This is a genomic window from Streptomyces chengmaiensis (genome assembly GCF_029846775.1).
Taxonomy (GTDB): Bacteria; Actinomycetota; Actinomycetes; order Streptomycetales; family Streptomycetaceae; genus Streptomyces; species Streptomyces chengmaiensis.
On the sequence record NZ_JARWBG010000005.1, the window covers coordinates 98,099 to 120,063 of the forward strand.

The window sequence follows — 21,965 nt, forward strand, 5'->3', positions numbered from 1 at the left end:
CGTGAGCATCCGTATCCTGGATGGGTGCCGAAGCTGTGGAACCAGACCATCGACGCGCACCGCCACGCCGTACGCGACGCCGTCCTGGACGCGGCCGCCGAGCTCGTCGAAGGCGGCGGGCTGCGGGCGGTCACCATGTCCCAGCTCGCCGAACGCGCCGGAATCGGCCGCGCCACCCTCTACAAGTACTTTCCCGATGCCGAGGCCGTCCTCGCCGCCTGGCACGAGCGGCAGATCACCGCCCACCTCGCGCAGCTCCGTGAAGCGGCGAACCGACCCGGCCCCGCCGTCCAGCGGCTCACCGGCGTCTTGACCGCATACGCCGACCTTGCCGGGCAGCGCCACGGCGGGGAACTGGCCGCCCACCTCCACCAGAGCGCGCACGTCGGCCACGCCGAGCAGCACCTCACCCACCTGATCGCGACCCTGATCACCGAAGGCGCAGACGCCGGCAACTTCCGCCGGGACGTGCCGCCCGCCGAACTCGCCGCCTACTGCCTGCACGCCCTGACCGCGGCCACCGCCCTCACCATGCCCGACGCACGCGACCGGCTTGTAAACGTCACCCTCCACGGCCTGCGCCCCGTGCCCTGAACCAGCCAGCACCCTCGTTCCGGACGCCATGAGCCCGCCCCGGTCAGGCCCTCAAGGCCCGCGCTTCGCCATGGTCACGGCCCGCCGCGCATCAGGCACACCGCGAACCCGGTCAGCGCGGGTCGGCTGCGCCTGCTGTGGGCGACCGTGAAGAATGTCGGGGCGCCCTGGACGCCGAGGCCCATGCCGTCGCGCTGGTCGAGCGCGACGCGTTCGGCGGTGCGGTCGGTTGCCACGTCGGCGTCGTAGCGGGCCATGTCGAGGCCGAGTTCGCCGGCATAGCCGCGGAAGTCCGCGCCCTTCGGCTCCTGGGCCCCGAAGCCCGCGGGCAGCTGCTGCGACGGGTGCGGCGCCGATTGACCGACGCGCGCCGCCTGCTGAAGCGCCGCCGAGACTCCGCGGCCCCGGCTCCCCGCATGGAGGCGCGGGGCCGCGGCCATTAGGTGCAGGCGATCAGTGCGTACCGCTCGTCGGTGACGGCTCCTCCCCACAGGTCGGTGTCGCCGCTGAGTGACTCGATGTGCAGATCGGTGACGAGAGGACGCACGACGGCGGCCAGGTCCGTGGCGGTGATGCCGTTGTGCCAGGGCAGCGATTCGGCTCCGGCGACGTAGGGCACTCCGCTCCGTCCGGCTTCCCGCCACCGTCCTTCCACCAGGATCAGCCGGCCGCCGGGGCGCAGCCGGGCGATCCATTGGCGCAGCGCGGCTCCGGGGTCGGGGAGGGTCCAGAGCAGGTGCCTGGACAGTACGACGTCGTACTTCTCGGCTTCGGTCGGCGGTGCCGCAGCGTCGCCGACCAGGAATCGGCCGGTGAGTTCGGCGGTCGTGAATTTGGCTTCGGCCTGTTCGACCATCTGCGGTGCGAGGTCGACGCCGGTAACGCGGTGCCCGGCTTCGGCCAGCAGCAGGGACAGGGATCCAGTGCCGCAGCCGGCGTCCAGGACGTCGGCGGGCGCGATGGGCAGCCAGGTTCGCAGATGCCGGGCCCAGGCGGCGCGGGTCTGTTCGTGGCGCAGGCCGTGGTCCGGTTCGTTGTCGAACGAAGCTGCGGCGGTGTCCCAGTACTCGGTGATGGCGGCGGTGACATCTGACATGGCGGCTATGGTGTCAGCGACCGCTGACAGCGCACCGCGCTCTGGACGGCGGGCGGTTGGGCGCTGTGGCGGAGCGAGAACGCGAGGGTCCCGGCCCCGCGTGCTTGCGGGGCCGGGACCGTGGCTTGGCCGGTCAGCCGACCGCTGGAACCGCCTGCTCGGCCGATGTGCCGGCGGTGGCCGGACGCGGCGCCACCAGGCGCTGGGCGAGGACTCCGAAGACGATGCCGAAGACCGCCCACAGAACTGCCTGGATCGCCACGGAGGCGAGCCTGAACTCCCACAGCAGTGCGGCGGGGAAGCCGGCCTTGACCGCGTCGTCGTTCGCCGGCAGGAACACGAACGCCACAGCCGTCACCGCGATGAATCCCGCGGAGGCGGCGAGCGTCGCGTTCCAGTTGCCCAGGCGCGGTGCCAGGCGCCGCCCGATGATGACCGCGGCGATGCCCAGCAGCACGCTGAGCAGGATCATCAGGAAGAACAGCGTGGTGCGCCTGCCGATGGTGTCGGGGTTCCCGACCGCCGGCGGCGTGGCCGGGTACTTGAGGAACGGGACCAGGTAGACGAGGGTGAAGGCGGCGCCCGCGGTGAGCGCCGCGGTCGCCCGCGGGCTGAACCGGCCGACCCGTCCCAGGGCGAAGGAGAACGCCAGGGCGGCGATGCCGCCCAGCGCGACCCCGTACACCAGCACGCCGGTGGCCAGACCGACGGTCGACTGGACCGGCCGGCTGACCGCTTCCTCCTCCTCTTCGGCGGCGGCCGCGCCATGACCGGCGTGGGCCTCCGGGGCAGCCTGGGCTTCCTCCACCGCGATCGAGCCGTCCACGGGCGGCTCCCCGACCACGTAGGCCACGGCGAAGGCGAACAGTCCTGCGATCAGGCCCGCGAGCATCCCACGGACCAGCAGACCTCTGACAGTTGAGCCGTGCATGTGCTGTTCCGGCCCCTTCAGTGGCAGGGGAAGCCGAGCAGGTGGCGTCCGTCGTGCACCCACTCGTGCACGGTCGCGCCCGCGAACACTGACGTGGCGCCCTGCTCGGCACCGACGAAGTACAGCGCGATCAGCGCCAGGAGGCCGACGAACAGCGCCCAGGGCAGAACCGCGCGTACCGGCAGGGGAGCCGGAGCGGAAAGGGAAGGGGTGGATGCGGCAGCGGAGACGACAGCCTCGGCCATGATGGAACCTCCTCGGGAACACGCGCCCATACGGTGGTGCAGGACGACGGCCCACGGGTCTGACTCGCCCCCGCCTCATCCCTTGCGGAATGCCGCGGCAGCTCACAGTGGCGCGACCGTGCCGGTTTCCCACCGGACTTCCGTCTCGCCGTCGTCACGTTGTTCAGATGTCGGCCGAGAACGTACCGCGTACGTGCCATTCAGCCAAGGGCGTGAGTCCTGAATCACTCCCGTGCGCCCCCTGTGGGTAGGGTGCGCCGGACGACTGCCGCACGCTGGCGCACCGGGAGGGCTGATGACGACACGGCTGACGCTGATCTCCCCGGCGACAAGCAGGGCACTGCGCAGTGTCCGGTTCGACGACGACAGTCCGCTTGATCCGGCGGGGATCGCGCGTGCCGAAGCCGCTGCGGGTTCGCCGCCCCCGGCCTCCCTCGCCTTCACTTCGCCGTCCCGCCGCTGCCGCGACACCGCGCGCGCCCTCGGGATGGCGGAAGCCGAACCGCAACGAGCCCTGGCGCCCTGCGACATGGGCCGCTGGCGAGGACGGTCACTGGATGAGGTCGCGGCCACCGAAGCGGAGGCCGTGGCCCTCTGGCTGAACGATCCCACCGCCGCGCCGCACGGCGGCGAAGCCCTGCGGGCGGTACGCCTCCGGGTCGGCAGCTGGCTCGACGACCTGCGCGCCGGCCCGTCGGCGCGTGTCGTCGCCGTCGTCGAACCCGACGTGGTCCGCGCCGCCGTCGTCCACGCCCTCGACGCACCCGACCACGCCCTCTGGCGCGTCGACGTCCGCCCTCTCACCGCCACCGAGCTCAGCGGCCGGGCCGAGCGCTGGAATGTCCTGGCCGGCCGCTCCCTGGAGCCGCACTCCCGTTCGTGAACATCTCGCTGCCGGGCTGCCCCATCGCCCGCTTGTCCCGCTGATACTGACCGGACGCTACTGACGGGCGGGGGGTTCGGTGAACTGGACGTGGGGGCGGGTCTGGCGGCCGGCCTGCTGATCGCGGCAGTGGCCGCGCCGGTCGGTGTGTCCGGGGCGGCGTTCCTGCTTTATGACATTCGAAATGCCATACGCGTGCCATGGCTGACGACAACACCGACTTCCCGCCCGGCGACGGCCCAAGCAATGGCAGCTCCGTCTCCCTGACCGCCGGCACCCTGCAAGCGATCCGTGAGCGGGTCGGCAAACGAGGCGTTTCGGCCCGCCGCCGATCTGCTGCGCGCGGCCGGGCTGCACGGGCACAAGTGCGCCTTCGACGCCATGCTCTGCACCACCGCCCTTGCTCGGCATGGCCGCGTTACGATCCTGACGTCCGACGTCGAGGACATCGCCATGCTGACCCCGGCCACTCACTCGTCGCCGTGGGGAAGGTCTGACGGGAACTGGCTGAGACACGCCGTCGCACGTCGTTCCGTTCCAGCATGGAACCGGCGTGACGATCCGCCTTCCCGGCTCCTCCACCGTTCGGCTCGCGCTGGCTGATCGACGAGCTGACGGCACGGCCGCGGACCCGACGATCTACTCCCTGCGCCCGGCGACGAACTGCGTGGCAGCGGTGAACACGGCAAGGATCACAGCGGAGATCGCGAGCATGGCGCCCGCGGGGGCGAGCAGTTTCGCCGCGTCGGGGGTCGTGGCCATCAGGGTGAACAGACGGTTGACCGGAGGCATGCCCTTGGCGAAGAGGGCTCCCATCACCAACGCGAGGGCGGCGACCAGCGCATATCCCTGTCGTTTGAAGACCAGCTTCGAGCACAGTACGCCGATGGCGATGCCGACGAGGGCACAGGTGAGCTGTGCCTCGAGGCCCAGCAGGAGGTCGGTCGTGCTGACCACGTAGTCGCCCGTCCACAGCGGGAAGAACAGTCCGAAGACCATCAGGACGAAACAGCTCAGCAGGGCCGTGCCGATCGCCGCGAGCAGGACCGTGAGCGACCGGCCGCCCGCGGTGATGACGACGATCGCCCGCTGCGGCGGGTCGTCCAGGCTCATCAGAGCGATGGTCAGCCAAGTCGAGCAAACGAACAGCGCGCCGGCGGAAGAGGCGTAGGCGGGAGCCAGCGGCCCGCTGCCGTTGACGGTCAGCACGCCCATGAGACCTATGAACAGGAGCAGCGGGGCGAGGTAGCGCTGCGTGTGCAGCACGGTGGCGAAGGTGTAGCGGATGAGCGCGATCACCGCATGGCTTCGTTCGTCGCGGCGTTAGGCGCCCGGTGGTGGTTCGTGGTCCTCCCGTTGACGCGCTCGACGGACCAGCCGTGCTGGAGCGCAGTGAGCAGCAGAGCGTCGACGGACTCGCGTCCCACACGCATCCTGACGCCCGTGACGTCCTGGCTCACCGTCAGTATGCCCTCCAGTTGTTCCCAGGCAAGGTCCAGCGGTACGCGGCCGTCCCGGCCCGCGGTCAGGACGACATCGGACACGGGCCGCCGCTCGGTGACGCACGGCTCCGGTCCACGCAACGAAACGCGGCCCTTGGCGACCGTGTAGGTCCGGGTGGCGCGGGCCCGGGTCACCGACTCGCGGTGGTCGGTGAACACCACCGTGCCGCCGGAGGCCGCGACCTCGGTCATGATCTCGGCGAGCACGCCGTGGGCATCGGCATCCAGCCCGGACCACGGCTCGTCCAGGACAAGCAGCCCGGGTTCCACCAGGAGCGCCTGGGCCAGCGCGACCTTCTGCGCATTGCCCTTCGACAGGCTCCGCAGGGGGGCGTGCTTGCCGCCCACCAGCGCGAGTCGGTCCAGTAGCCGGCCGGCCCGAGCCGAGGCGACCGAGGTGGTCAGCCCGCGGACTCGGCCCATGTGCGTGAGGTACCCAGCGGCCGACATGCGTTCGTTGGGGGAGAACCGGTCCGGGACGTATCCGACAACGGGCGGCCGGGCGGCCACCGTTCCGCGGGTTGGCCGGGACAGCCCCACCGCGATCCGCAGCAGGGTCGACTTCCCAGATCCGTTCCCGCCCGCGAAGGCCACGACCTCGCCGGCGGGGGCCTCCACGTCCACGTCTCTCAGGATCCAATCGCCACGGCCGTAGCGCTTGCTCACTGATTCAAGACGTAACAACTGATCTCCTCCATCCGGTGCAGAATCCCCACGTGCTCGCAGATTACGGGGCTCGGCCTCCGCTTTGCATAAGCCGCTTATTCGTGGCGAGGGCGCAGCCCCGTTCAGCGAATCGGGCTGCGAGCCGGTCGAGCCCCTCCTCGATGTTGGCGCCGGTGAGGGAACTCACGGAGAGACGGAGCTCGTTGGAACCGCCCCGTCCACTGTAGAAGTGGCCCATCGGTGTCCAGAGCACGCCGAAGCGCTGCGCCAACAGCTCGGCAGGCAGTACCCCCGCCCTTCAAGGTGCCCACCGCCACACAGTCGAGGGCTCCGCCCGGCCGTCGCCAGTCACGTAGGCCAGCGCAGCTCGTCGCGCTCGGACTCGCCTCCTGGGTGCCCGACGGCCTGGAGGGGGCGGGGGAGATCGGCGCCGTCTTCGGCAACCTCGTCGACAACGCCTTGGACGCCGTCGCCGGCACCGGACGGCCGGAGCCCCGCGTGGAAGCCGTGCTCCGGTACGACCGGGGCGCCGTCGACCTCTCCGTGTACGACAACGGGCCCGGTGTGGCACCCCACTTACGCGGCTGGGTCTTCGAGCGGGGCTCCTCTACGAAACCGGCCTCGCCCGCACGCCCCCGGGGCATCGGCCTCGCGCTGGTACGCGCCGTCGCCGAGGCGCGGAACGGATCGGTCGAGGTGAGGGGCCGGAAGGGCGGCGGCGCCGTCTTCACCGTCCGGATGTGCGCCGCCGAGCAGCACCAGGGAGCCCGCCGACACGTGACGTGCCAGGCGGACGCGGACACGTCGAGACGGCTGCGGGAGGACCTATAATCAGCGTCCTCGTCGTCGACGACGACTTCTACGTGGCGAGGATCAACGCCCACTACGTGTCCGAGATACCCGGTTTCCGGGTGGCGGGAATCGCCCACAGCGCGGCCACGGCCCTGGAGGCCGTCGAGCGCGGTGGCATCGACCTCATCCTGCTCGACCAGCACCTCCCCAACGAGAGCGGACTATCCGTCACCCGCCGCCTTCGCGGCCTGGACCTGGACGTCGACATCGTCATGGTCACCGCCGACCGCAGACCCGCATCGATCCGCGCGGCCGCCGCGCGGGTGTCCTCCACTACCTCGTCAAGCCCTTCACCTGCGAGAGCCTCCGCGAGAGGCTGGAGTCGTACGCCCGGATGCGCTCCGCGTTCGACGACACCGCGGAGATGGACCAGCACGCCGTCGACAGGTCCCTGGGCGGCCTGTCCGCTCCGGACGCGGGGCGGGACCTGCCCGCCGGGACGCGGCATCGTCCACCAGGTCAACCTGGAGCAGCTGGCTGCCGTCGTCACCGAGGGCCCCGACGGCTCCCTCGTGCCGGACACCGTCCTGGGCGCCGACAGCCACACCACCATGGTCAACGGCCTGGGCGTACTCGGCTGGGGCGTCGGTGGCCTGGAGGCCGAGGCGCAGATGCTGGGCCGGGCGCAGGCGATCCGCATCCCCCCGATCGTGGGGGTGCGGCTCAGCGGCACCGTCAGCCCCGGGACCTCGCCCACCGACGTGGTCCTGGCCCTGACCCGCCGCCTCCGCGAGGAGAACGTCCAGGGCCTGATGGTGGAGTTCACCGGCCCCGGCGTCGACGAACTCTCCGCGCCCGACCGCTGCACCGTGGCCAACATGGCCCCCGAGTACGGCGCCATGTCGGCGTTCTTCCCGGTGGACGAGGAGACCCTCGACTACCTGGGGCGCACCGGGCGCGACCAGCCGACGGTGTCCCGCGTGCGGGAGTACTGCCGGGAGCAGCGCCTGCTCCGGGAGTTCGACGTCGTGGCGGTGCAGCTCCTCCGCCACGACGTCGAACTCCTGGAGCAGCCCGTCGCCCCCGGCCACCTCGACGACCTGCGCCACGTCCACGAGCACTCGCCCGTCCCCGTCTTCGCCGACGAGGACTGCGCCACGCCCGAGGACGTCCTGCGCCTGCGCGGCCACGTCAGCGGCGTCAACATCAAACTCGTCACCTGCGGCGGCCTGGCCGAGGCCCACCGCATGATCCTGCTGGCCCGGGCCTGCGACCTGCGGACCATGCTCGGCTGCAAGGTGGAGAGCGCGCTGGGCGTCTCCGCCATGGCACAGCTCGCCCCGCTCGCGGACCACCTCGACCTGGACGGCCCCGTCGGCCTGCGCGACGACCCGTTCACCGGGGTACGGATCGACGACGGCGCCCTCGCCCTGCCCACCGGCCCCGGCATCGGCGCCACTAACCTCCAGCAGACCCCGATCACCTGGGACAAGGACTGACATGAGCCTTCGCTGCGCCGTAGTCGACGACTTCCAGCAGGTGGCCACCACCGCCGCCGACTGGAGCCCCCTCAAGGACCAGGTGGAGGTCGTCAGCTTCCCCGAACACTTCGCCACCGAGGACGAACTCGCCGCTTTCCTGGCCGACTTCGACATCGTCGTGACGCTGCGCGAACGCGTCGTCTTCCCCGCCTCCCTACTCGACCGACTGCCCCGCCTGCGCCTGCTCATCGCCTCCGGCATGCGCAACAGCGTCATCGACTACGCGGCGGCCGAGCGCAACGGCGTCACCGTCTGCGGCACCGCCAGCACCTCCACCCCGCCCGTCGAGCTGACCTGGGCCCTGCTGCTGGGCCTGGCCCGGGGAATCGTCACCGAGAACGCGGCGCTGCGCACCGGCGGCCCGTGGCAGTCCACCGTCGGCGCCGATCTCCACGGCCGGACCCTGGGCCTCCTCGGCCTGGGCAAGATCGGCAGCCGGGTCGCCCAGGTCGGGCTCGCCTTCGGCATGGACGTCCAGGCATGGAGCCAGAACCTCACCGACGAGCGCGCCGCCGAGGTCGGCGTCCGGCGGGCCTCCAGCAAGGAGGAACTCCTCGCCACCAGCGACTTCGTCTCCCTGCACCTCGTCCTCGGCGACCGCACCCGCGGCCTCCTCGGCCCCGCCGAACTAGCGCTCCTGAAGCCGACCGCCTACCTGGTCAACACCTCCCGGGCCGGCCTGATCGACCAGGACGCCCTCCTGGACGCCCTGCGGGAGGGGCGCATCGCCGGCGCCGGCCTGGACGTGTACGACGTCGAGCCGCTGCCCGCCGACCACCCGGTGCGCACCGCGCCCCGCCTCCTGGCCACCCCCCACCTGGGCTACGTCTCCCAGAACAACTACAGCACCTACTACACCCACGCCGTCGAGGACATCCAGGCGTACCTCGCCGGCACGCCCGTCCGCCTCCTCGGCTGACCCCACCACCGCCTTCCGCGCCACCCTCTCTCGACCTTGGAGACTCCCGGTGAGCCCGCACCGCCGCATGATGAAGCTCGGCGCCTTCCTTCCCGCGCCCGGGCACCACATAGCCGCCTGGCGGCACCCCGAAGCCCGCCCCGACGGCGGCCTGAACTTCGACTACTACCGCTCCCTGGTGCAGACCGCCGAGCGCGGCATGTTCGACATGGTCTTCCTCTCCGACGGAGCCGGAGTGCGGACCAGGTACAAGGACGCCGACGAGCTGAGCCGCCAGGGCCGCATGGTCCACTTCGAGCCGCTGACCCTGCTGTCCGCGCTCGCCGTGCACACCCGGCACATCGGCCTCACCGCGACCGCGTCCACCACCTACAACGAACCCTTCACCCTGGCGCGGCAGTTCGCCTCCCTCGACCACCTCAGCGCCGGCCGCTCTGGCTGGAACGTCGTGACCTCCGCGACGGACGCCGAGGCGCGCAACTACAACCTGGACAAGCAGCCCGAGCACACGGCCCGCTACCACCGCGCCCGGGAGTTCATGCAGGTCGTCACCGGGCTGTGGGACAGCTGGGAGGACGACGCCTTCCTCTACGACAAGGAGTCCGGCCGCTTCTTCGACCCGGAGAAGCTGCACATCCTCGGGCACAGGGGCGAGCACTTCTCCGTACAGGGCCCGCTGAACGTCGCCCGCCCGCCGCAGGGCCACCCCGTCATCGTCCAGGCGGGCTCCTCCCCGGACGGACAGGACTTCGCCGCCCGCTGGGCGGAGGTCGTCTTCACCGTCCAGCAGACCCTGGACCAGGCGCAGGTCTACTACCGCGGCCTGAAGAAGCAGGTCGCCGACCACGGCCGCGACCCTGACCACGTCAAGATCCTGCCCGGCGCCTTCATCGTGGTGGGCCGCACCCTGGCGGAGGCCGAGGACAAGTACGCGACCCTCCAGTCCCTCGTCGACCCAGTGGTCGGCCTCGGGATGCTCTCGTACCAGCTCGGCAACGTCGACCTCACCGGACACCCGCTGGACGGCCCCCTGCCGGAGCTGCCCGCCATCGAGGGCAGCACCAGCAAGCAGCAGGTCATCTACGAGCAGGCCCGCAGGCAGGGCCTGACCATCCGTGAGCTCTACCTGGCCGTCGCCGCCGGACGCGGGCACCGCTTCCTGCTCGGCACCCCAGAGGCCATCGCGGACGAGTTGGAGGACTGGTTCGTCAGCGACGCCGCCGACGGCTTCAACATCATGCCCGACTACCACCCGGGCGGCCTGGACGCCATCGTCGACCTCCTCGTCCCGGAGCTGCAGCGCCGCGGCCTGGTGCGCACCTCCTACGAGGGCACCACGCTGCGGGGGAATCTCGGACTGCCCCGGCCCGCCTTCCCCCCGGCCCCGGCGAGCGGAGCATGACCGTCGACGCGGCGGCCCTGCGCTCCGTCCTGCGCGCCCACCCCTCTGGGGTCACGGTCCTGACCGCCGCCGGGCCGGGCCGCCCGGTGGGAGTGACCGTCACCTCCTTCACCTCGATCAGCGCCGAACCCGCTCTGGTCGCCGTCGCCCTCGCGGACACCTCCACCACGTGGGCGAAGATGGCGCACAGCAAGCACTTCGCGTTCCACCTGCTCGGCGCGGACCAGGCGGCCACGGCCATGCGCTTCGCCACCCCGGGCGTCGACCGCTTCGCCCCGCCGACCGCCTGGCACCTCGGCCCGTACGGCGTGCCGTACCTGGCGGGCTGCCTGGGCCGGCTGCTGTGCTCGCGCCACAGCACCGTGCGCCTGGGCGACCACCACCTGCTGGTGGGCGCCGTCGAGCAGGTCGAGCAGGGAGAGCGGGGGGACGGCCTCGTCCACCGCCACGGGGGCCTGCAGCCGGTCACGACTCCTCTTCCAGCAAGGACCTGACACATGCCCACCGTTCTGTTGTTCTCGCGCCAGCCGCTCACCGGCCGCCCGCTCCAGCAGTGGCTCGACCGCCCCCAGAACGTCGTCCTGATCACCACGCCAAGGCGGTCGACGGCGCCGAGGACATCCTGGCCGCCTCCTTCCCCCGCCACCGGCTGGTCGACGACTACCACGGCTGGGCGACCGAGGAGGTCGCGGAGGCGGCCGCCCGCGAGTACGGGGTGGACCTGGTGGCCAGCACCAGCGAGAGCGACGTGCTGCGGGCCGCCCGGCTGCGGGCCCGGCTCGGCCTGCCCGGACAGGACGTCGCCTCGGCCACCGCCTACCGCGACAAGGTGCTCATGAAGGAGCTCGCGCGGGCCGCGGGCGTACGGGTTCCGGCGTTCGCCGCCGTGGACAGCCCGCGGGACCTGCTCGACTTCGTCGACGCCCACGGCCTGCCCGTCGTCGTCAAGCCGCGCGCCGGCGCGGGCGCCGAGGGAGTGGCGTTCCTGCGCGAGCCCGCCGACATCACGGCCTTCTTCGCGCGGGAACGCGGCTCCGAGGTGCCGTACCTGCCCGGCCAGTGGATGGTGGAGAGCCTCGCACACGGCGACTTCCACCACGTGGACGGCATCATGCGGGACGGCCGGATCGTCCACTCCTGGCCCGCCCGCTACACCGGCGGCCTCGCCGAACGCGTCCGTGAGAACCTCCACACCGGCAGCATCCTGCTCGCCCCGGACGACCCCGCCACGCACGCCCTCCAGCGCATGGCCGCCGACGTCGTCGCCGCCCTGCCCCCGGCGCCGCACCCCCTCGCCTTCCACCTGGAGGCGTGGATCGGCCCGGACGGTGTCCCCGTGCTGTGCGAGATCGCCAGCCGCGCCGGCGGCTCCCTCATCGGAGACCAGTACGTACGGGCCTTCGGCGTCCACCTGGCGCGCGAAGGGCTCCGGGCGCAGTGCGGGCTCCCCCTCACCCTCACCACGCAGCCGGCCGCCCCGTCCCGGGCCATCGGCCACGTCCTGCTGCCCCCCGGCCACGGCGTCTTCGTCCCCCCAGCCGACCCGTGCCCGGTCCCCGATGTGGAGCTGACCCTGATGCGCGAGGCCGGGGCGCACTGCCAGGGCGTGGAGTACGCCGCCGACGCGGCGGCCAGTGTCTTCGCCGAAGCCGACACCACCGACGCCGTAGAGTCCCGGCTCGCCGACACCATGGAGTGGTGGAACCGGCACACCCGCTGGGAATGAGGCGCCTCGAGCCCGTCACCGTCCTCTGTCCTTCGTCCTCCTCCCACCCGGAAGGGACAAGCCGTCTTGTCCGAGCACGTCCTGATCGTCGGCACCGGCCGCGATTTCCCCGCCCGCATCCGCGCCGCCCACCCGGGTGCCCGCACCACGGTGTTCTGCCGTCTCGACTCCGTCGGCCGGGTCCGCGCCCCCGGCGAGAACGCGCGCGTCCTGGGGCTCCGCGACGACGCCCCTGAGCAGGAGTGGGTCGATCTGGCGGCGGCCGTCCACGCCCGGGACCCCTTCACCCGGATCGGCACCTTCGGCGAGCGCAACCAGAACCACTACGCCCGCATCGCCGAGGCACTGGAGCTCACCGCGCACAGCCCGGACACCGTCCACCTGGTGCACGACAAGCAGGCCATGCGAGCCCGGCTAAGCGAGGCGGGCGTGGACTCCACCGCCGGCGTCCGCGCCGCGGACCTCGACGAACTGCGTGCCTTCGTCCGCCGGTACGGCCTGCCCTGCGTGGTGAAGCCCGTCTCCAACTCCGGCAGCGCCGGCATCACGAAGGTGACCAGCGAGAGCGAACTGGCCGGGGCCTTCGCCCGGGCCGACGACAGCTACCAGGGCCTGGCCCACACGGGCGTCCTCGTCGAGGAGTTCCTCGACGGGCCGAAGTTCAGCATCGAGGCCGTCTCGGAGGCGGGCGAGCACCAGGTCGTCGCGATCACCGCGAAGTTCTCAGACCCGGCCTCCTTCGTCGAACTCGGGCACGTCACGCCCGCACGGCTCACCGACGAGGTCCGCGACGAGGTCCACGCCTACGTCGGCGCCGTACTCGACGCCCTCGGCGTGGAATTCGGCCCGACCCACTCTGAGATCTGCCTCACTGAGAAGGGCCCGCGACTGATCGAGACGCACGTCCGCATGGGCGGCGACGAGATCCCAGCGCTCGTCCAGGATGCGACCGGCGTCGACGTGGACGACTGCGCGGCCCGCCAGACCCTGGGCGAGAGCGTCCTGCCGGGCATCCTCGCCATGCTGGCCGAGGATCGTCCGGCGCGCTGCTCGGCCATCTGGTTCGCGGCCTTGGAGGTCACCGGCGTCCTCGACCACGTCGGCCGCCTCGACGAGGCCCGGTCGCTGCCCGGCGTGACGGAGGTGCGCCTCCTCGCCAAGCCGGGAGCGGAGGTGGGCGGCCTGACTTCCTCCGACTCAAGGGTGGCCTTCGCCCGCGCCCTGGCGGACACCCCCGAAGAGGCCGCACGCGCGGCGCGGGCGGCGGTGGAGCACCTGGAGTTCACCCTGAAGGTCTCCGCCCACCACGACCAGGCCATCTGACCAACAGCCCCCCGACCAGCACAAGGCCCCCTCCCGAAGGAGGGGTCTCATGCTGTGCGCCCCGGCAGGACTCGAACCTGCGGCCAACTGCAACACCGAGACCAGCGCCAGCCGGCCGCGCGACCAGGCCGGCTTCCCCGTACCGGTAACAGATCCGCGAACAACGACAACGTCGGTCTCCAAGACCACAACCAGGTCTTGGAGACCGACGTCACGCCAGCCCCCGAATTCACCGGCAGCATCCGATGCGGGTTGGGGGCCGCCCCGGCTCGTTCGCGTGCGTTCACTCCTCCTCGATGCCCAACAGCTCCAGGAAGGCGGCGGCCGCCGGGGTACGGCTGTCCCGGCCCCAGACCACGTACTCGGCGCGGGCCGGTGCGTCCGTGACCTCGATCGCAGCCATCCCGGACAGGCCCGCGACGTAAGCGGGCGGGAGCAGGGCCACGCCGAGGCCCGCGCCGACCAGACGGGCCAGGTAGTCCGCGTTGGTCACCTCGAAGGCGACCTCGCGGGTGAGGCCGGCCGCGGTGAAGGCCAGATCGGACTGGGCCCGGCCGGCGGTCTTCGCCGGAAGGTCCACGAACACCTCCGAGGACAGCCGACGGAGGTCGACCGAGGTCTCGTCGGCGAGCGGGTGGTCCGGGGAGACCACGGCGACCAGCCGCTCGCGGGCCATCTCCCGGGCCATGACGCCCCGGGGGCGGGCCGTGACCGGGATGCCGAGGAAGGCCACCTCGAGCTCGCCCTGCCTGACCCGCTCGACGAGTTCGTCGCTCGCTCCCACGCTGAGGCTGATCCGCGCCTTGGGATGGCGTTGGTGGAAATTCCTCAGGACGCTCGGAACGTCGACGGCGGCGACGGTGGGGATCAGCCCCACCGCGAGGCGTCCGCGCACCTCCCCGACGGCCGCCGCGACTTCGGCCGCGGCCCGTTCCGCCGCGTCCAGGCACTGGCGGGCGGCGGGCAGGAAGGCCGCGCCAGCCGGGGTCAACCGCACCCGGCGGCTGGTTCGTTCGAAGAGCCTCGCACCCAGTTCCTTCTCCAGGCGCGCGATTTGGTGGCTCAACGCGGACTGCACCACCAGGCAGCGTTGGGCAGCCCTTGTGAAGCTGTTGGTCTCGGCCACGGCGATCACGTACCGCATCTGCTGAAGCTCCATGGATCCATCGTGATACGAGATCTATCACGTGACAAACATGTATTGGACTCATCAATACCCCGGCCCGACACTGGTGAAGACCGCACGCGGGAGGAACGTCCTCGGGCCGACTCCGCCGGGCGGGCCCTCGAACGGGCCCCTCGGCATGCCCGAAGGCCGCGCCTCCGCTGCCCCCTCCCCTAGCCCCCGTACCTGGCGCACACCGCCGAGGCATGCCTTCGTGCGCCCTCACGCCCGTGACACCGAAAGGCCGAGCGACCGTCATGAGCACCACACCACCGCGTTCCGAGACGACCACCGCCGACATCTGGGTGGACCCCCGCTGCCCCTGGGCATGGATCACCTCACGCTGGATGCTGGAGGTGGAGCAAGTCCGGCCGCTCGAAACCCGCTTCCACATCATGAGCCTGTCGGTCCTCAACGAGGGCCGCGAGGTCCCGGAGAAGTACCGCCAGGGCATGATCGACGGCTGGGCCTGCGTGCGCGTGTGCATCGCGGCGCAGCAGCGGTACGGCAACGAGGTGCTGCGCCCCCTCTACAACGCCATGGGCCGTCTGATCCACCATGAGAAGGCCGGTCTCGGCCACGACATGATCAGCGCCGCCCTGGCGGAGGCGGGTCTGCCCGCCGACCTGATCGAGGCGGCGGAAGACACCTCCTGGGACGGGCCGTTGCGGGCCGAGCACCACGACGGGATGGAGCCGGTCGGTTCCGCGGTCGGCACCCCCGTGATCCACGTGCCCGGCCCCGACGGGAAGCCGATGGCGTTCTTCGGCCCCGTGCTCACCCCCGCCCCCCGTGGCGAGGCCGCCGGAACGCTCTGGGACGGCGTGCTCGCCCTAGCGAGTACCGACGGCTTCTTCGAGCTGAAGCGCGGCCGCGACCGCGACCCGATCTTCAACTGCGCTGACCGGACGGACGTCGGGAACCACGCTGATTCCCGCGGGATTTGACGCAAGATGAAGAGCGGAAACAGTGGACTCACGGCGGCCCTGACCGGCCTGGCTCCAGCGGTCTGGGGCAGCACCTACCTGATCACCACCGAGTTGCTGCCACCGGACCGGCCGCTCCTGGCAACCACCGTGCGGGCCCTGCCCGGCGGCCTGTTCCTGCTGGCTCTCGGCCGGAAGCTTCCTGTCGGCGTCTGGTGGTGGCGCGCTCTGGTGCTGGGCGTGCTGAACATCGGCGCCTTCAACTTCCTGCTCTTCGTCGCGGCCTACCGGCTTCCGGGCGGCATCGCCGCCGTGATCATGTCGGCACAGCCCGTGTTCGTCGTGATCCTCGCCGCCCTCTTCCTCGGTGACAGGATCAGAGCCGTCCACGCCCTGGCCTGCGTGATGGGCACCGGGGGCGTGGTGCTGCTCGTCTTCAAGAGCGCGGCGCCGCTCGACACCATCGGAGTGTTCACCGCAGTCGGCGGAGCCCTGTGCATGGCCTCGGGCATCACCCTGACCAAACGGTGGGGCCGGCCGGAGGGCGTCAGCCTGCTCACGTTCACCGGGTGGCAACTCACGGCGGGCGGTCTGGTCCTGCTGCCGTTCTGGCTGTCGTCGGAAGACCTGCCCGACGACGGTCTCACCGGCTCCAATGTCATCGGGTTCGCCTACCTCATCGCCTTCGGCGCGGTCCTGAGCTACATCGTCTGGTTCCGCGGCATCGAACGCCTGCCGGCCGTGGCGGTCTCCTTCCTCGCGCTGGGCAGCCCGGTCGTCGCGACCCTGCTGGGTTACCTCGTCAAGGACCAGACGCTGTCCGCCCTCCAGATCGTCGGCATGGCCGTCATCTCCCTGGCGGTCGTGCTCGGCCAGCCGCGCCCGCCCAAACCGGGGTCCGAGGAGACCCTCTCGGCTCCACCCCGCACCACCACCTCGCACCTCCCCGACCAACCCGCTCTGGAACAGGAACGCAGCCCATAACGGCGGGCGCACCTCCCCACGCCTGACCACATCCGGAGAAATGACATGATCATTCAAGAAGAGACGAGTGCCCCCGTCGCGGCACAGAACCAGGTGTCCCCGACCCGGGGATGGCTGGGTGTGGCTGCCATCACCGCCAGTCTGTTCGTCTTCCTCACCACCGAACTGCTGCCGATCGGCCTGCTCACGCCGCTCAGCGAGAGCCTCGACGTCACCGTGGGCGCGGCCGGCCTCATGGTCACGGCGCAGGGTGTCGCGGCCGGTCTCGGCGTGCCGTTCATCGTGGCGTGGACCCGGCGCGTCAACCGGCGCCGGCTGCTGACCGCGCTGCTGGCCGTCCTGGCCGTCGGCAATCTGATCACCTCGATCGCCCCGAACTACCCGCTGATCCTGGGCACCCGCCTGATCATGGGCTTCGCCAGCGGCGTCTTCTGGGCCATCGGCGTCAGCATGGCCATGCGCATCGTCCCCGAGAAGCACGCCAACCGGGCCGCCGCCGTCGTGGTGTCCGGCATCTCGATCGCCACCGTCGTCGGCATCCCGCTCGGCACTCTGCTGGAGAGCGCCAGCGACTGGCGCGCCACTTTCCTGATCTGGGCCGGCCTCAGCGCCCTGGTGTTCCTCGCGGTCACCTTCACGATCCCGTCGCTGCCGTCAGCCAACGCGGTCTCGGTCCGTGAGGTCTTCGGACTGCCCATCAAGAACGTTCCGCTACGCGTGGTCCTGGTCATGGTCGTGCTCTTCGTCCTCGGCCACTTCGGCGCCTACACGTTCGTCCGTCCCTACCTGGAGGAAAGCACCTCCGCCACCGTCGGCTTCATCACCGTCGTCCTCATCGTCTTCGGTGTCGGCGGTGCGATCGGCAACTTCATCGGCGGCCAGACCGTCAACAAGAGCCTGCGGGGCAGCTTCGTCGTGGGCGGCCTGATCCTGATCGCCGCACTCGTCATGCTGCTGACCATCGGCACCAGCGACATCGGCGTGATCGCCGCCATGACCCTGTGGGGCCTCGCCTTCGGTGTCGTCCAGCTCAGCCAGATCAACATGACGCTCGCGGCGGCCCCGGACACATTCGAGTCCGCGATGTCGCTCAACACGATGGCCTACAACACCTGCATCGCCCTGGGCGCCCTCATCGGCGGCCTGCTCGCCGACCACGTGGGCGTCACGAGCGTCGTCTGGTTCGGCATCGCCCTGGTCGCTCTCGCCGTGTTCCTCCGCGCCGCCACCGGCCGCCGGACCACCCCGGCGAGCTGACCCCTGCTGACCACCGCAGCGTGGCCCGGGTCCTGCCCCCGCGCTGAGCGCGGGACCCGGGAGCGGACGTCGCGCGCACCCCCGCCGCGACGATCCGCACCGGCGGACAAAAACAGGTGAAGCGGATGACTACCGCCGAAAAACCGCAGGTCAGGCGTCCTCGCGGATCGGCTCCAGGATCGCCACGCACTCCACATGGTGCGTCATCGGAAACTTGTCACGGCGCACGGAGCTGGAGAAAGTGCAGGTCAGGCAGGTTCTTCCGTCCCTCCAGCGGGCTGCCGGGTGACCAGAGCGTCAAATGAGCGTCACGGAGGATTAGCGGTATCGCCGCACGGCGGGCGGCTACGGAGCAATGCACCACCTGCCGCGCTCGCGGGTCCAGGGGCAGTCTGAGGCACCCATAAGGGGGACGAGCACGCGTCGTACGCAGTATGCCCGATCTTGGCCGGCCGATCCCGTCGGGTAGGGCCCGGAGTCGTGAGATGCGTTGACGGAGCCGCAGGTCGTCTTGCTCCGAGAGATCGCGGCCGCCTCCAGTGCCGCGCCTGCCCCATCCGCCGGTTAGCAGACGGCCTGGGCGCTGGAGAACCGCGGACTGATCACGAGCACCTGATGTGGCAGTGAGCACGTCCGCAGTGGTCGCTGCGGACGGCCGCTACTACCTCAAGCGCGGCAAGCACCCTCGGGAGGTGGAGGCCGAGGGCGAGCGGCTGGCAGGCGATGCCGGGCGTGCCCCTGCCGATCGAGCCGCGTCGTGTTCCCGGCTGCGATCGGCCTCGGGGGAGATCACTGCCACTGATTCCGCGCCAAGACCTGGAGACGGTGAGGGGCGGCCTACTGCGACGCGCTCCACCACGGGCACGTGCCGGGGGACAAGCTGCGCTGGAACGGACGGCAGTGCGGCGGTGCGTCTCCAACACGCTGCTCGGCAGCTACGCGGGTGCCATCGGCGTCAAGACCGGTTCGGCCCGGAGGTGGAGTACTGCCTGGTCTTCGCCTCCGCCCGCAACGGCCAGACGCCCATCGGGACGGCTCTGGTCTCCTCGTCCGTGGCCGACTGTACGGCAGACGCAAAGAACGTGATGGATCGCGCACTTGAGAAGTGGGCGTACGGTAGCGCGAAATGCGCTGGTTGAAACCATGATCAGACCATGCGAATTCTGATAGTGGGCGGCTCTGTGTTTCTCGGCCGTGCCTTTGTGGCCGAGGCGCTGCGGCGGGGCCATGAGGTCACGGTCTTCAACCGGGGGAAGTCGGGAGCGGACTCGGCCGGTGTCGAGGTCGTGCGCGGGAACCGCCAGAGCGCCGAAGACCTGGATCGGCTGGCCGAGAACCGTACTTGGGACGTGGTCGTCGACACCTGCGGCTTCGAGCCGCAGGTGGTCGCACAGTCGGCCAAGGCCCTGTCCGGCCACGCTGGCACGTATCTGTTCGTGTCGTCCTTCCATGCCTATGCGGGATGGCCGGGCGAGCCGGTGGACGAGAAGTCACCCCGGCACCCGTGCGCGCCCGACGCCGCGTCCGACGACGTCGTGTACAACGCCCTCAAAGCGGGCTGCGAGCGTGCCGTCGAGCAGTCATTCGAGGGGCGGACGCTGACCCTCGGCCCCGGCCTGATCGTGGGTCCCCACGAGAACACCGGGCGTCTGCTGTGGTGGTTGGAGCGCTTCGCCCGGGGCGGGCGGGTGTTGGTGCCGGGCTCGCCGGACCGGCCCGTACGGCTGGTGGACGCGCGGGACATCGCCGTGTTCGGGCTCGACCGGGCCGAGGCGGGCGACAGCAACCGCTACCTGGTGACCGGCCGCGGCGGTGAAGGCCGTGACGGCGACGTCGACACCCTTGGCGACCTGTTCGCGCACTGCGCGGAGGTGACCGGATCTGATGCCGAACCGGTGTGGGTGGACGACGACTTCCTGCTGGAGCACGAGGTCGCGGTGTGGACCGGGCTGCCCTTCTGGGCCGCCGACGTCCCTGCCCTCGCGGGCACGTGGCGAGCCTCCTCCGCGAAGGCCGAAGCGGCCGGTCTGCGCCTGCGCCCCCTCCCCGACACGGTGCGGGACACATGGGAGTGGCTGCGGGAACGGGGGCCGTCGGACGGCCCCTACCGGCAGGGCGACACGCTCCTGGGCATCGCCCCGGACCGCGAACGTGAGCTCCTCGCCGCGTGGGACGCACGTCAGCAGGGTGGTGCGGCGTGAGGACGGGAACGGCGTACGAGCAGCGGACCCTCTACGACTGGTTCGCCGCGTCCGTCGCGGAGTACGGCGAGCTGACCGCTCTCGAAGTGGCCGGGGAGCGGCTCTCGTACACCGAACTCCACGACCTCGTGGAGCGCGTGGCCGGCGAGATCCTCGTCGCCTCGGGCGGGGAGGCTCCCGAGCGCATCGGCCTCCTCGCCTCCCGCAGTCTCGCCGCGTATGCCGGCTATCTGGCGATCCAGCGGCTCGGCTCCACGGCGGTCCCGCTCAACCCGGCCTGGCCCGCGGCGCGCACGGCGAGGGTCGTCTCCGCGGGTGAGGCCGGCCTCGTGTTGGCCGACGGTGATCTGGCGCCGACGCGCGGCGGAGCGGCCCTGGACGAGCTCGAGGGCCCCATCCTGCGCCTGGACGCGGCGGGGTTGCGGGAACTGCGCGAGCGGCGGACGCCCGGGAACGCGGCAGCGACGGACCCCATGCCGACCGCCCTCCCGGGGGCGCGCAAGGCGGGGCCCGGACGATCTCGCCTACATCCTCTTCACCCCGGGCTCGACGGGTGCGCCCAAGGGAGTGCCGACCCGGCACCGCAACATCTCTCCCTAACCGATCAGCCCGCCGTCGCTGCCGCGACCGTCTCTTCGCGAGGCACGCTGCGGTCGAGGCTGAAGCGTGTGGTTACTCCGCGGGGCAGATGACGCAGCACCTGGGACAAGATGCGGTAACGCAGACTCGGGATACTGATCGTCCGACCGCGCTCCAAATCCCGCAGAGCTGAGGAGACCACCTGCTCGCTGGTGAGCCACATCCACTGCGGCATATGAGGGCCGGTCATACCGGCCCGCTGCGGAAATGCTGTTCTCGTGTAGCCGGGGAGCAGAGCCATCATGCGCACACCGCTGCCTTTGAGCTGGGCGGAACGAGCGGTGGACTCGGTGAAGGCAAGCACCCAGGACTTACTCGCGGGGTAGGTGCTGGCGAGCCAAACAGGTCCGTAGGCCGCGACGGACGCGACATTGACGATGGCGCCCGCGCCGCGGCTGATCATCATCGGTAGTACGGCATGCGTGGTGCGCAGGACGCATCCGACGTTCACTCTGAGGAGCGTCTGCTCGTCGGCGGGTGTGCTGTAAGGGAAGGCTTCGGCCAGCCCGTAACCAGCGTTGTTGATCAACAGGTCGGGGACTGCGGTGGTCAAGGCTTCGAGGAGGCGGCTGACGCCGTCTTCAGTGCCCAGGTCTGCCGTGATGATGTGGGGACGACGATCGCCGTGGCCGAGCCGGGCGGCGATCGCATTCAGAGCATCGGTGCCGCGGGCGACCAGAGTGAGGTGGTATCCGGCTGCGGCGAGCCGTTCAGCGAAGACAAGGCCAAGCCCAGATGTGGCGCCGGTGATCACGGCTGTGCGGCCGACAGACGTTGCCTCCGGATGCGGAGACGAAAGAGCGGATGAATGGAACATGCACGCCTTCGAGGAGAGGGAAAAGAGAGGTCTGCCAGGAAGTTGCTTGCCCAAGAAGGCCGCCTACAGAGCAGCGACACCGAGCGACACCGGAGACTACCGCCCAACCAAGGTCACCGATGTCGTACGTCACCCGAACGGTCGACTCCGTCTCATCGTCTGCTGCCGCTCAACTCATAGCCGCTGCCGTGCGGTGGCGTGGTACGTGACCACCTTGTGGAAGTACTCGTTTCAAGGTCGTGATCGTGGGTCGGAACCCAAGGCACGTTGAGCGCTCGTTTTATGCCGTTCCTGGCAGCACATGGAGAGGTTCTGTGGTGACGGGAGAACACGAGCCCCCAGGGGCTCACCCCGAT

The 21,965-nt window shown here is 70.8% G+C and carries 22 protein-coding genes and 2 pseudogenes; 16 read left to right on the plus strand and 8 right to left on the minus strand.

Going from position 1 to position 21,965, the window contains the following annotated elements:
- The first annotated feature begins 24 nt into the window (after positions 1-24).
- Positions 25-594, plus strand: coding sequence for a TetR/AcrR family transcriptional regulator (locus tag QCN29_RS06730; RefSeq protein ID WP_279926788.1), 570 nt, complete (start codon positions 25-27; stop codon positions 592-594).
- A 74-nt stretch (positions 595-668) separates the two neighbouring features.
- Here QCN29_RS06730 and QCN29_RS06735 read toward each other — a convergent pair whose 3' ends face one another.
- The 4 genes from QCN29_RS06735 to QCN29_RS06750 form a co-directional block, all read right to left on the minus strand.
- Positions 669-1,034, minus strand: a complete 366-nt coding sequence (locus tag QCN29_RS06735) for a DsbA family protein (RefSeq protein WP_279926789.1) — start codon at positions 1,032-1,034, stop codon at positions 669-671.
- Positions 1,034-1,690, minus strand: a complete 657-nt coding sequence (locus QCN29_RS06740) for a class I SAM-dependent methyltransferase (protein ID WP_279926790.1) — start codon at positions 1,688-1,690, stop codon at positions 1,034-1,036. Before QCN29_RS06740 ends, QCN29_RS06735 begins: the two co-directional genes overlap by 1 nt.
- Before the next feature lie 133 nt (positions 1,691-1,823).
- Positions 1,824-2,621, minus strand: coding sequence for a CbtA family protein (locus tag QCN29_RS06745; protein ID WP_240137648.1), 798 nt, complete (start codon positions 2,619-2,621; stop codon positions 1,824-1,826).
- 17 nt (positions 2,622-2,638) lie between these two features.
- Entirely contained in the window at positions 2,639-2,866 is a 228-nt protein-coding gene (locus QCN29_RS06750; RefSeq protein ID WP_240137650.1) for a CbtB domain-containing protein, read from the minus strand.
- A 295-nt stretch (positions 2,867-3,161) separates the two neighbouring features.
- Between QCN29_RS06750 and QCN29_RS06755 the strand changes: the two genes are divergently transcribed.
- Both QCN29_RS06755 and QCN29_RS06760 read left to right on the plus strand, forming a co-directional pair.
- Positions 3,162-3,749, plus strand: a complete 588-nt coding sequence (locus tag QCN29_RS06755) for a histidine phosphatase family protein (RefSeq protein WP_279926791.1) — start codon at positions 3,162-3,164, stop codon at positions 3,747-3,749.
- Positions 3,750-4,073: 324 nt separating this feature from the next.
- A pseudogene (locus QCN29_RS06760) lies at positions 4,074-4,246 on the plus strand (DNA-binding protein); the annotation flags it as partial.
- Positions 4,247-4,388: 142 nt separating this feature from the next.
- Here the strand turns inward: QCN29_RS06760 and QCN29_RS06765 are convergent.
- Positions 4,389-5,048, minus strand: coding sequence for a hypothetical protein (locus QCN29_RS06765; protein ID WP_279926792.1), 660 nt, complete (start codon positions 5,046-5,048; stop codon positions 4,389-4,391).
- Positions 5,045-5,875, minus strand: coding sequence for an ABC transporter ATP-binding protein (locus tag QCN29_RS06770; RefSeq protein ID WP_279926793.1), 831 nt, complete (start codon positions 5,873-5,875; stop codon positions 5,045-5,047). The genes QCN29_RS06765 and QCN29_RS06770 overlap by 4 nt, the downstream gene beginning before the upstream one ends.
- A gap of 345 nt (positions 5,876-6,220) precedes the next feature.
- Between QCN29_RS06770 and QCN29_RS06780 the strand changes: the two genes are divergently transcribed.
- The 7 genes from QCN29_RS06780 (at position 6,221) to QCN29_RS06810 (ending at position 13,620) form a co-directional block, all read left to right on the plus strand.
- Complete coding sequence (locus QCN29_RS06780; protein ID WP_279926794.1) at positions 6,221-6,748, plus strand: sensor histidine kinase; 528 nt, start codon at positions 6,221-6,223, stop codon at positions 6,746-6,748.
- Positions 6,700-8,208, plus strand: coding sequence for an aconitase family protein (locus QCN29_RS06785; protein ID WP_279926795.1), 1,509 nt, complete (start codon positions 6,700-6,702; stop codon positions 8,206-8,208). The genes QCN29_RS06780 and QCN29_RS06785 overlap by 49 nt, the downstream gene beginning before the upstream one ends.
- 1 nt (position 8,209) lies before the next feature.
- Positions 8,210-9,169 carry a D-2-hydroxyacid dehydrogenase family protein gene (locus tag QCN29_RS06790; protein ID WP_279926796.1) on the plus strand — a complete coding sequence of 320 codons (960 nt, stop codon included), beginning with the start codon at positions 8,210-8,212 and terminating at the stop codon, positions 9,167-9,169.
- Positions 9,170-9,218: 49 nt separating this feature from the next.
- A complete protein-coding gene (locus tag QCN29_RS06795) occupies positions 9,219-10,571 on the plus strand; it encodes an LLM class flavin-dependent oxidoreductase (RefSeq protein ID WP_318036697.1) in 1,353 nt (450 codons plus the stop codon).
- Entirely contained in the window at positions 10,568-11,065 is a 498-nt protein-coding gene (locus QCN29_RS06800; RefSeq protein WP_279926797.1) for a flavin reductase family protein, read from the plus strand. The genes QCN29_RS06795 and QCN29_RS06800 overlap by 4 nt, the downstream gene beginning before the upstream one ends.
- A 59-nt stretch (positions 11,066-11,124) precedes the next feature.
- Positions 11,125-12,297 (plus strand): ATP-grasp domain-containing protein, encoded by a 1,173-nt coding sequence (locus tag QCN29_RS06805; RefSeq protein ID WP_279926798.1) that lies wholly within the window; start codon positions 11,125-11,127, stop codon positions 12,295-12,297.
- 66 nt (positions 12,298-12,363) lie between these two features.
- Complete coding sequence (locus QCN29_RS06810; protein WP_279926799.1) at positions 12,364-13,620, plus strand: ATP-grasp domain-containing protein; 1,257 nt, start codon at positions 12,364-12,366, stop codon at positions 13,618-13,620.
- A 283-nt stretch (positions 13,621-13,903) separates the two neighbouring features.
- Here QCN29_RS06810 and QCN29_RS06815 read toward each other — a convergent pair whose 3' ends face one another.
- Positions 13,904-14,779 (minus strand): LysR family transcriptional regulator, encoded by an 876-nt coding sequence (locus QCN29_RS06815; RefSeq protein WP_279926800.1) that lies wholly within the window; start codon positions 14,777-14,779, stop codon positions 13,904-13,906.
- A 263-nt stretch (positions 14,780-15,042) separates the two neighbouring features.
- Here QCN29_RS06815 and QCN29_RS06820 point away from each other — a divergent pair, with 263 nt between their 5' ends.
- The 6 genes and pseudogenes from QCN29_RS06820 (at position 15,043) to QCN29_RS06850 (ending at position 20,753) form a co-directional block, all read left to right on the plus strand.
- Positions 15,043-15,732 (plus strand): mycothiol-dependent nitroreductase Rv2466c family protein, encoded by a 690-nt coding sequence (locus tag QCN29_RS06820; RefSeq protein ID WP_279926801.1) that lies wholly within the window; start codon positions 15,043-15,045, stop codon positions 15,730-15,732.
- Between the two features lie 6 nt (positions 15,733-15,738).
- Positions 15,739-16,695, plus strand: a complete 957-nt coding sequence (locus QCN29_RS06825) for an EamA family transporter (RefSeq protein ID WP_279926802.1) — start codon at positions 15,739-15,741, stop codon at positions 16,693-16,695.
- Positions 16,696-16,740: 45 nt separating this feature from the next.
- Positions 16,741-17,952 carry an MFS transporter gene (locus QCN29_RS06830; protein ID WP_279926803.1) on the plus strand — a complete coding sequence of 404 codons (1,212 nt, stop codon included), beginning with the start codon at positions 16,741-16,743 and terminating at the stop codon, positions 17,950-17,952.
- Positions 17,953-19,106: 1,154 nt separating this feature from the next.
- Positions 19,107-20,153, plus strand: a complete 1,047-nt coding sequence (locus QCN29_RS06840) for an NAD-dependent epimerase/dehydratase family protein (protein WP_279926804.1) — start codon at positions 19,107-19,109, stop codon at positions 20,151-20,153.
- Positions 20,150-20,572: pseudogene (locus tag QCN29_RS06845) on the plus strand (AMP-binding protein); the annotation flags it as partial. The gene QCN29_RS06840 and the pseudogene QCN29_RS06845, both read left to right, overlap by 4 nt.
- Complete coding sequence (locus QCN29_RS06850; RefSeq protein ID WP_279926954.1) at positions 20,496-20,753, plus strand: AMP-binding protein; 258 nt, start codon at positions 20,496-20,498, stop codon at positions 20,751-20,753. The pseudogene QCN29_RS06845 and the gene QCN29_RS06850, both read left to right, overlap by 77 nt.
- 4 nt (positions 20,754-20,757) lie before the next feature.
- Here QCN29_RS06850 and QCN29_RS06855 read toward each other — a convergent pair whose 3' ends face one another.
- On the minus strand, positions 20,758-21,609 hold the full coding sequence (locus tag QCN29_RS06855; protein ID WP_279926805.1) for an SDR family NAD(P)-dependent oxidoreductase: 852 nt from the start codon (positions 21,607-21,609) through the stop codon (positions 20,758-20,760).
- Positions 21,610-21,965 lie beyond the last annotated feature (356 nt).

What these genes read in the sequence shown, in the direction of transcription:
- QCN29_RS06735 (WP_279926789.1), bottom strand. Translation starts at nt 1,034, where the DNA reads ATGGCCGCGGCCCCGCGCCTCCATGCGGGGAGCCGGGGCCGCGGAGTC.
- QCN29_RS06740 (WP_279926790.1), bottom strand. Translation starts at nt 1,690, where the DNA reads ATGTCAGATGTCACCGCCGCCATCACCGAGTACTGGGACACCGCCGCA.
- QCN29_RS06745 (WP_240137648.1), bottom strand. Translation starts at nt 2,621, where the DNA reads ATGCACGGCTCAACTGTCAGAGGTCTGCTGGTCCGTGGGATGCTCGCG.
- QCN29_RS06750 (WP_240137650.1), bottom strand. Translation starts at nt 2,866, where the DNA reads ATGGCCGAGGCTGTCGTCTCCGCTGCCGCATCCACCCCTTCCCTTTCC.
- QCN29_RS06755 (WP_279926791.1), top strand. Translation starts at nt 3,162, where the DNA reads ATGACGACACGGCTGACGCTGATCTCCCCGGCGACAAGCAGGGCACTG.
- QCN29_RS06790 (WP_279926796.1), top strand. Translation starts at nt 8,210, where the DNA reads ATGAGCCTTCGCTGCGCCGTAGTCGACGACTTCCAGCAGGTGGCCACC.
- QCN29_RS06800 (WP_279926797.1), top strand. Translation starts at nt 10,568, where the DNA reads ATGACCGTCGACGCGGCGGCCCTGCGCTCCGTCCTGCGCGCCCACCCC.
- QCN29_RS06815 (WP_279926800.1), bottom strand. Translation starts at nt 14,779, where the DNA reads ATGGAGCTTCAGCAGATGCGGTACGTGATCGCCGTGGCCGAGACCAAC.
- QCN29_RS06820 (WP_279926801.1), top strand. Translation starts at nt 15,043, where the DNA reads ATGAGCACCACACCACCGCGTTCCGAGACGACCACCGCCGACATCTGG.
- QCN29_RS06825 (WP_279926802.1), top strand. Translation starts at nt 15,739, where the DNA reads ATGAAGAGCGGAAACAGTGGACTCACGGCGGCCCTGACCGGCCTGGCT.
- QCN29_RS06830 (WP_279926803.1), top strand. Translation starts at nt 16,741, where the DNA reads ATGATCATTCAAGAAGAGACGAGTGCCCCCGTCGCGGCACAGAACCAG.
- QCN29_RS06840 (WP_279926804.1), top strand. Translation starts at nt 19,107, where the DNA reads ATGCGAATTCTGATAGTGGGCGGCTCTGTGTTTCTCGGCCGTGCCTTT.
- QCN29_RS06855 (WP_279926805.1), bottom strand. Translation starts at nt 21,609, where the DNA reads ATGTTCCATTCATCCGCTCTTTCGTCTCCGCATCCGGAGGCAACGTCT.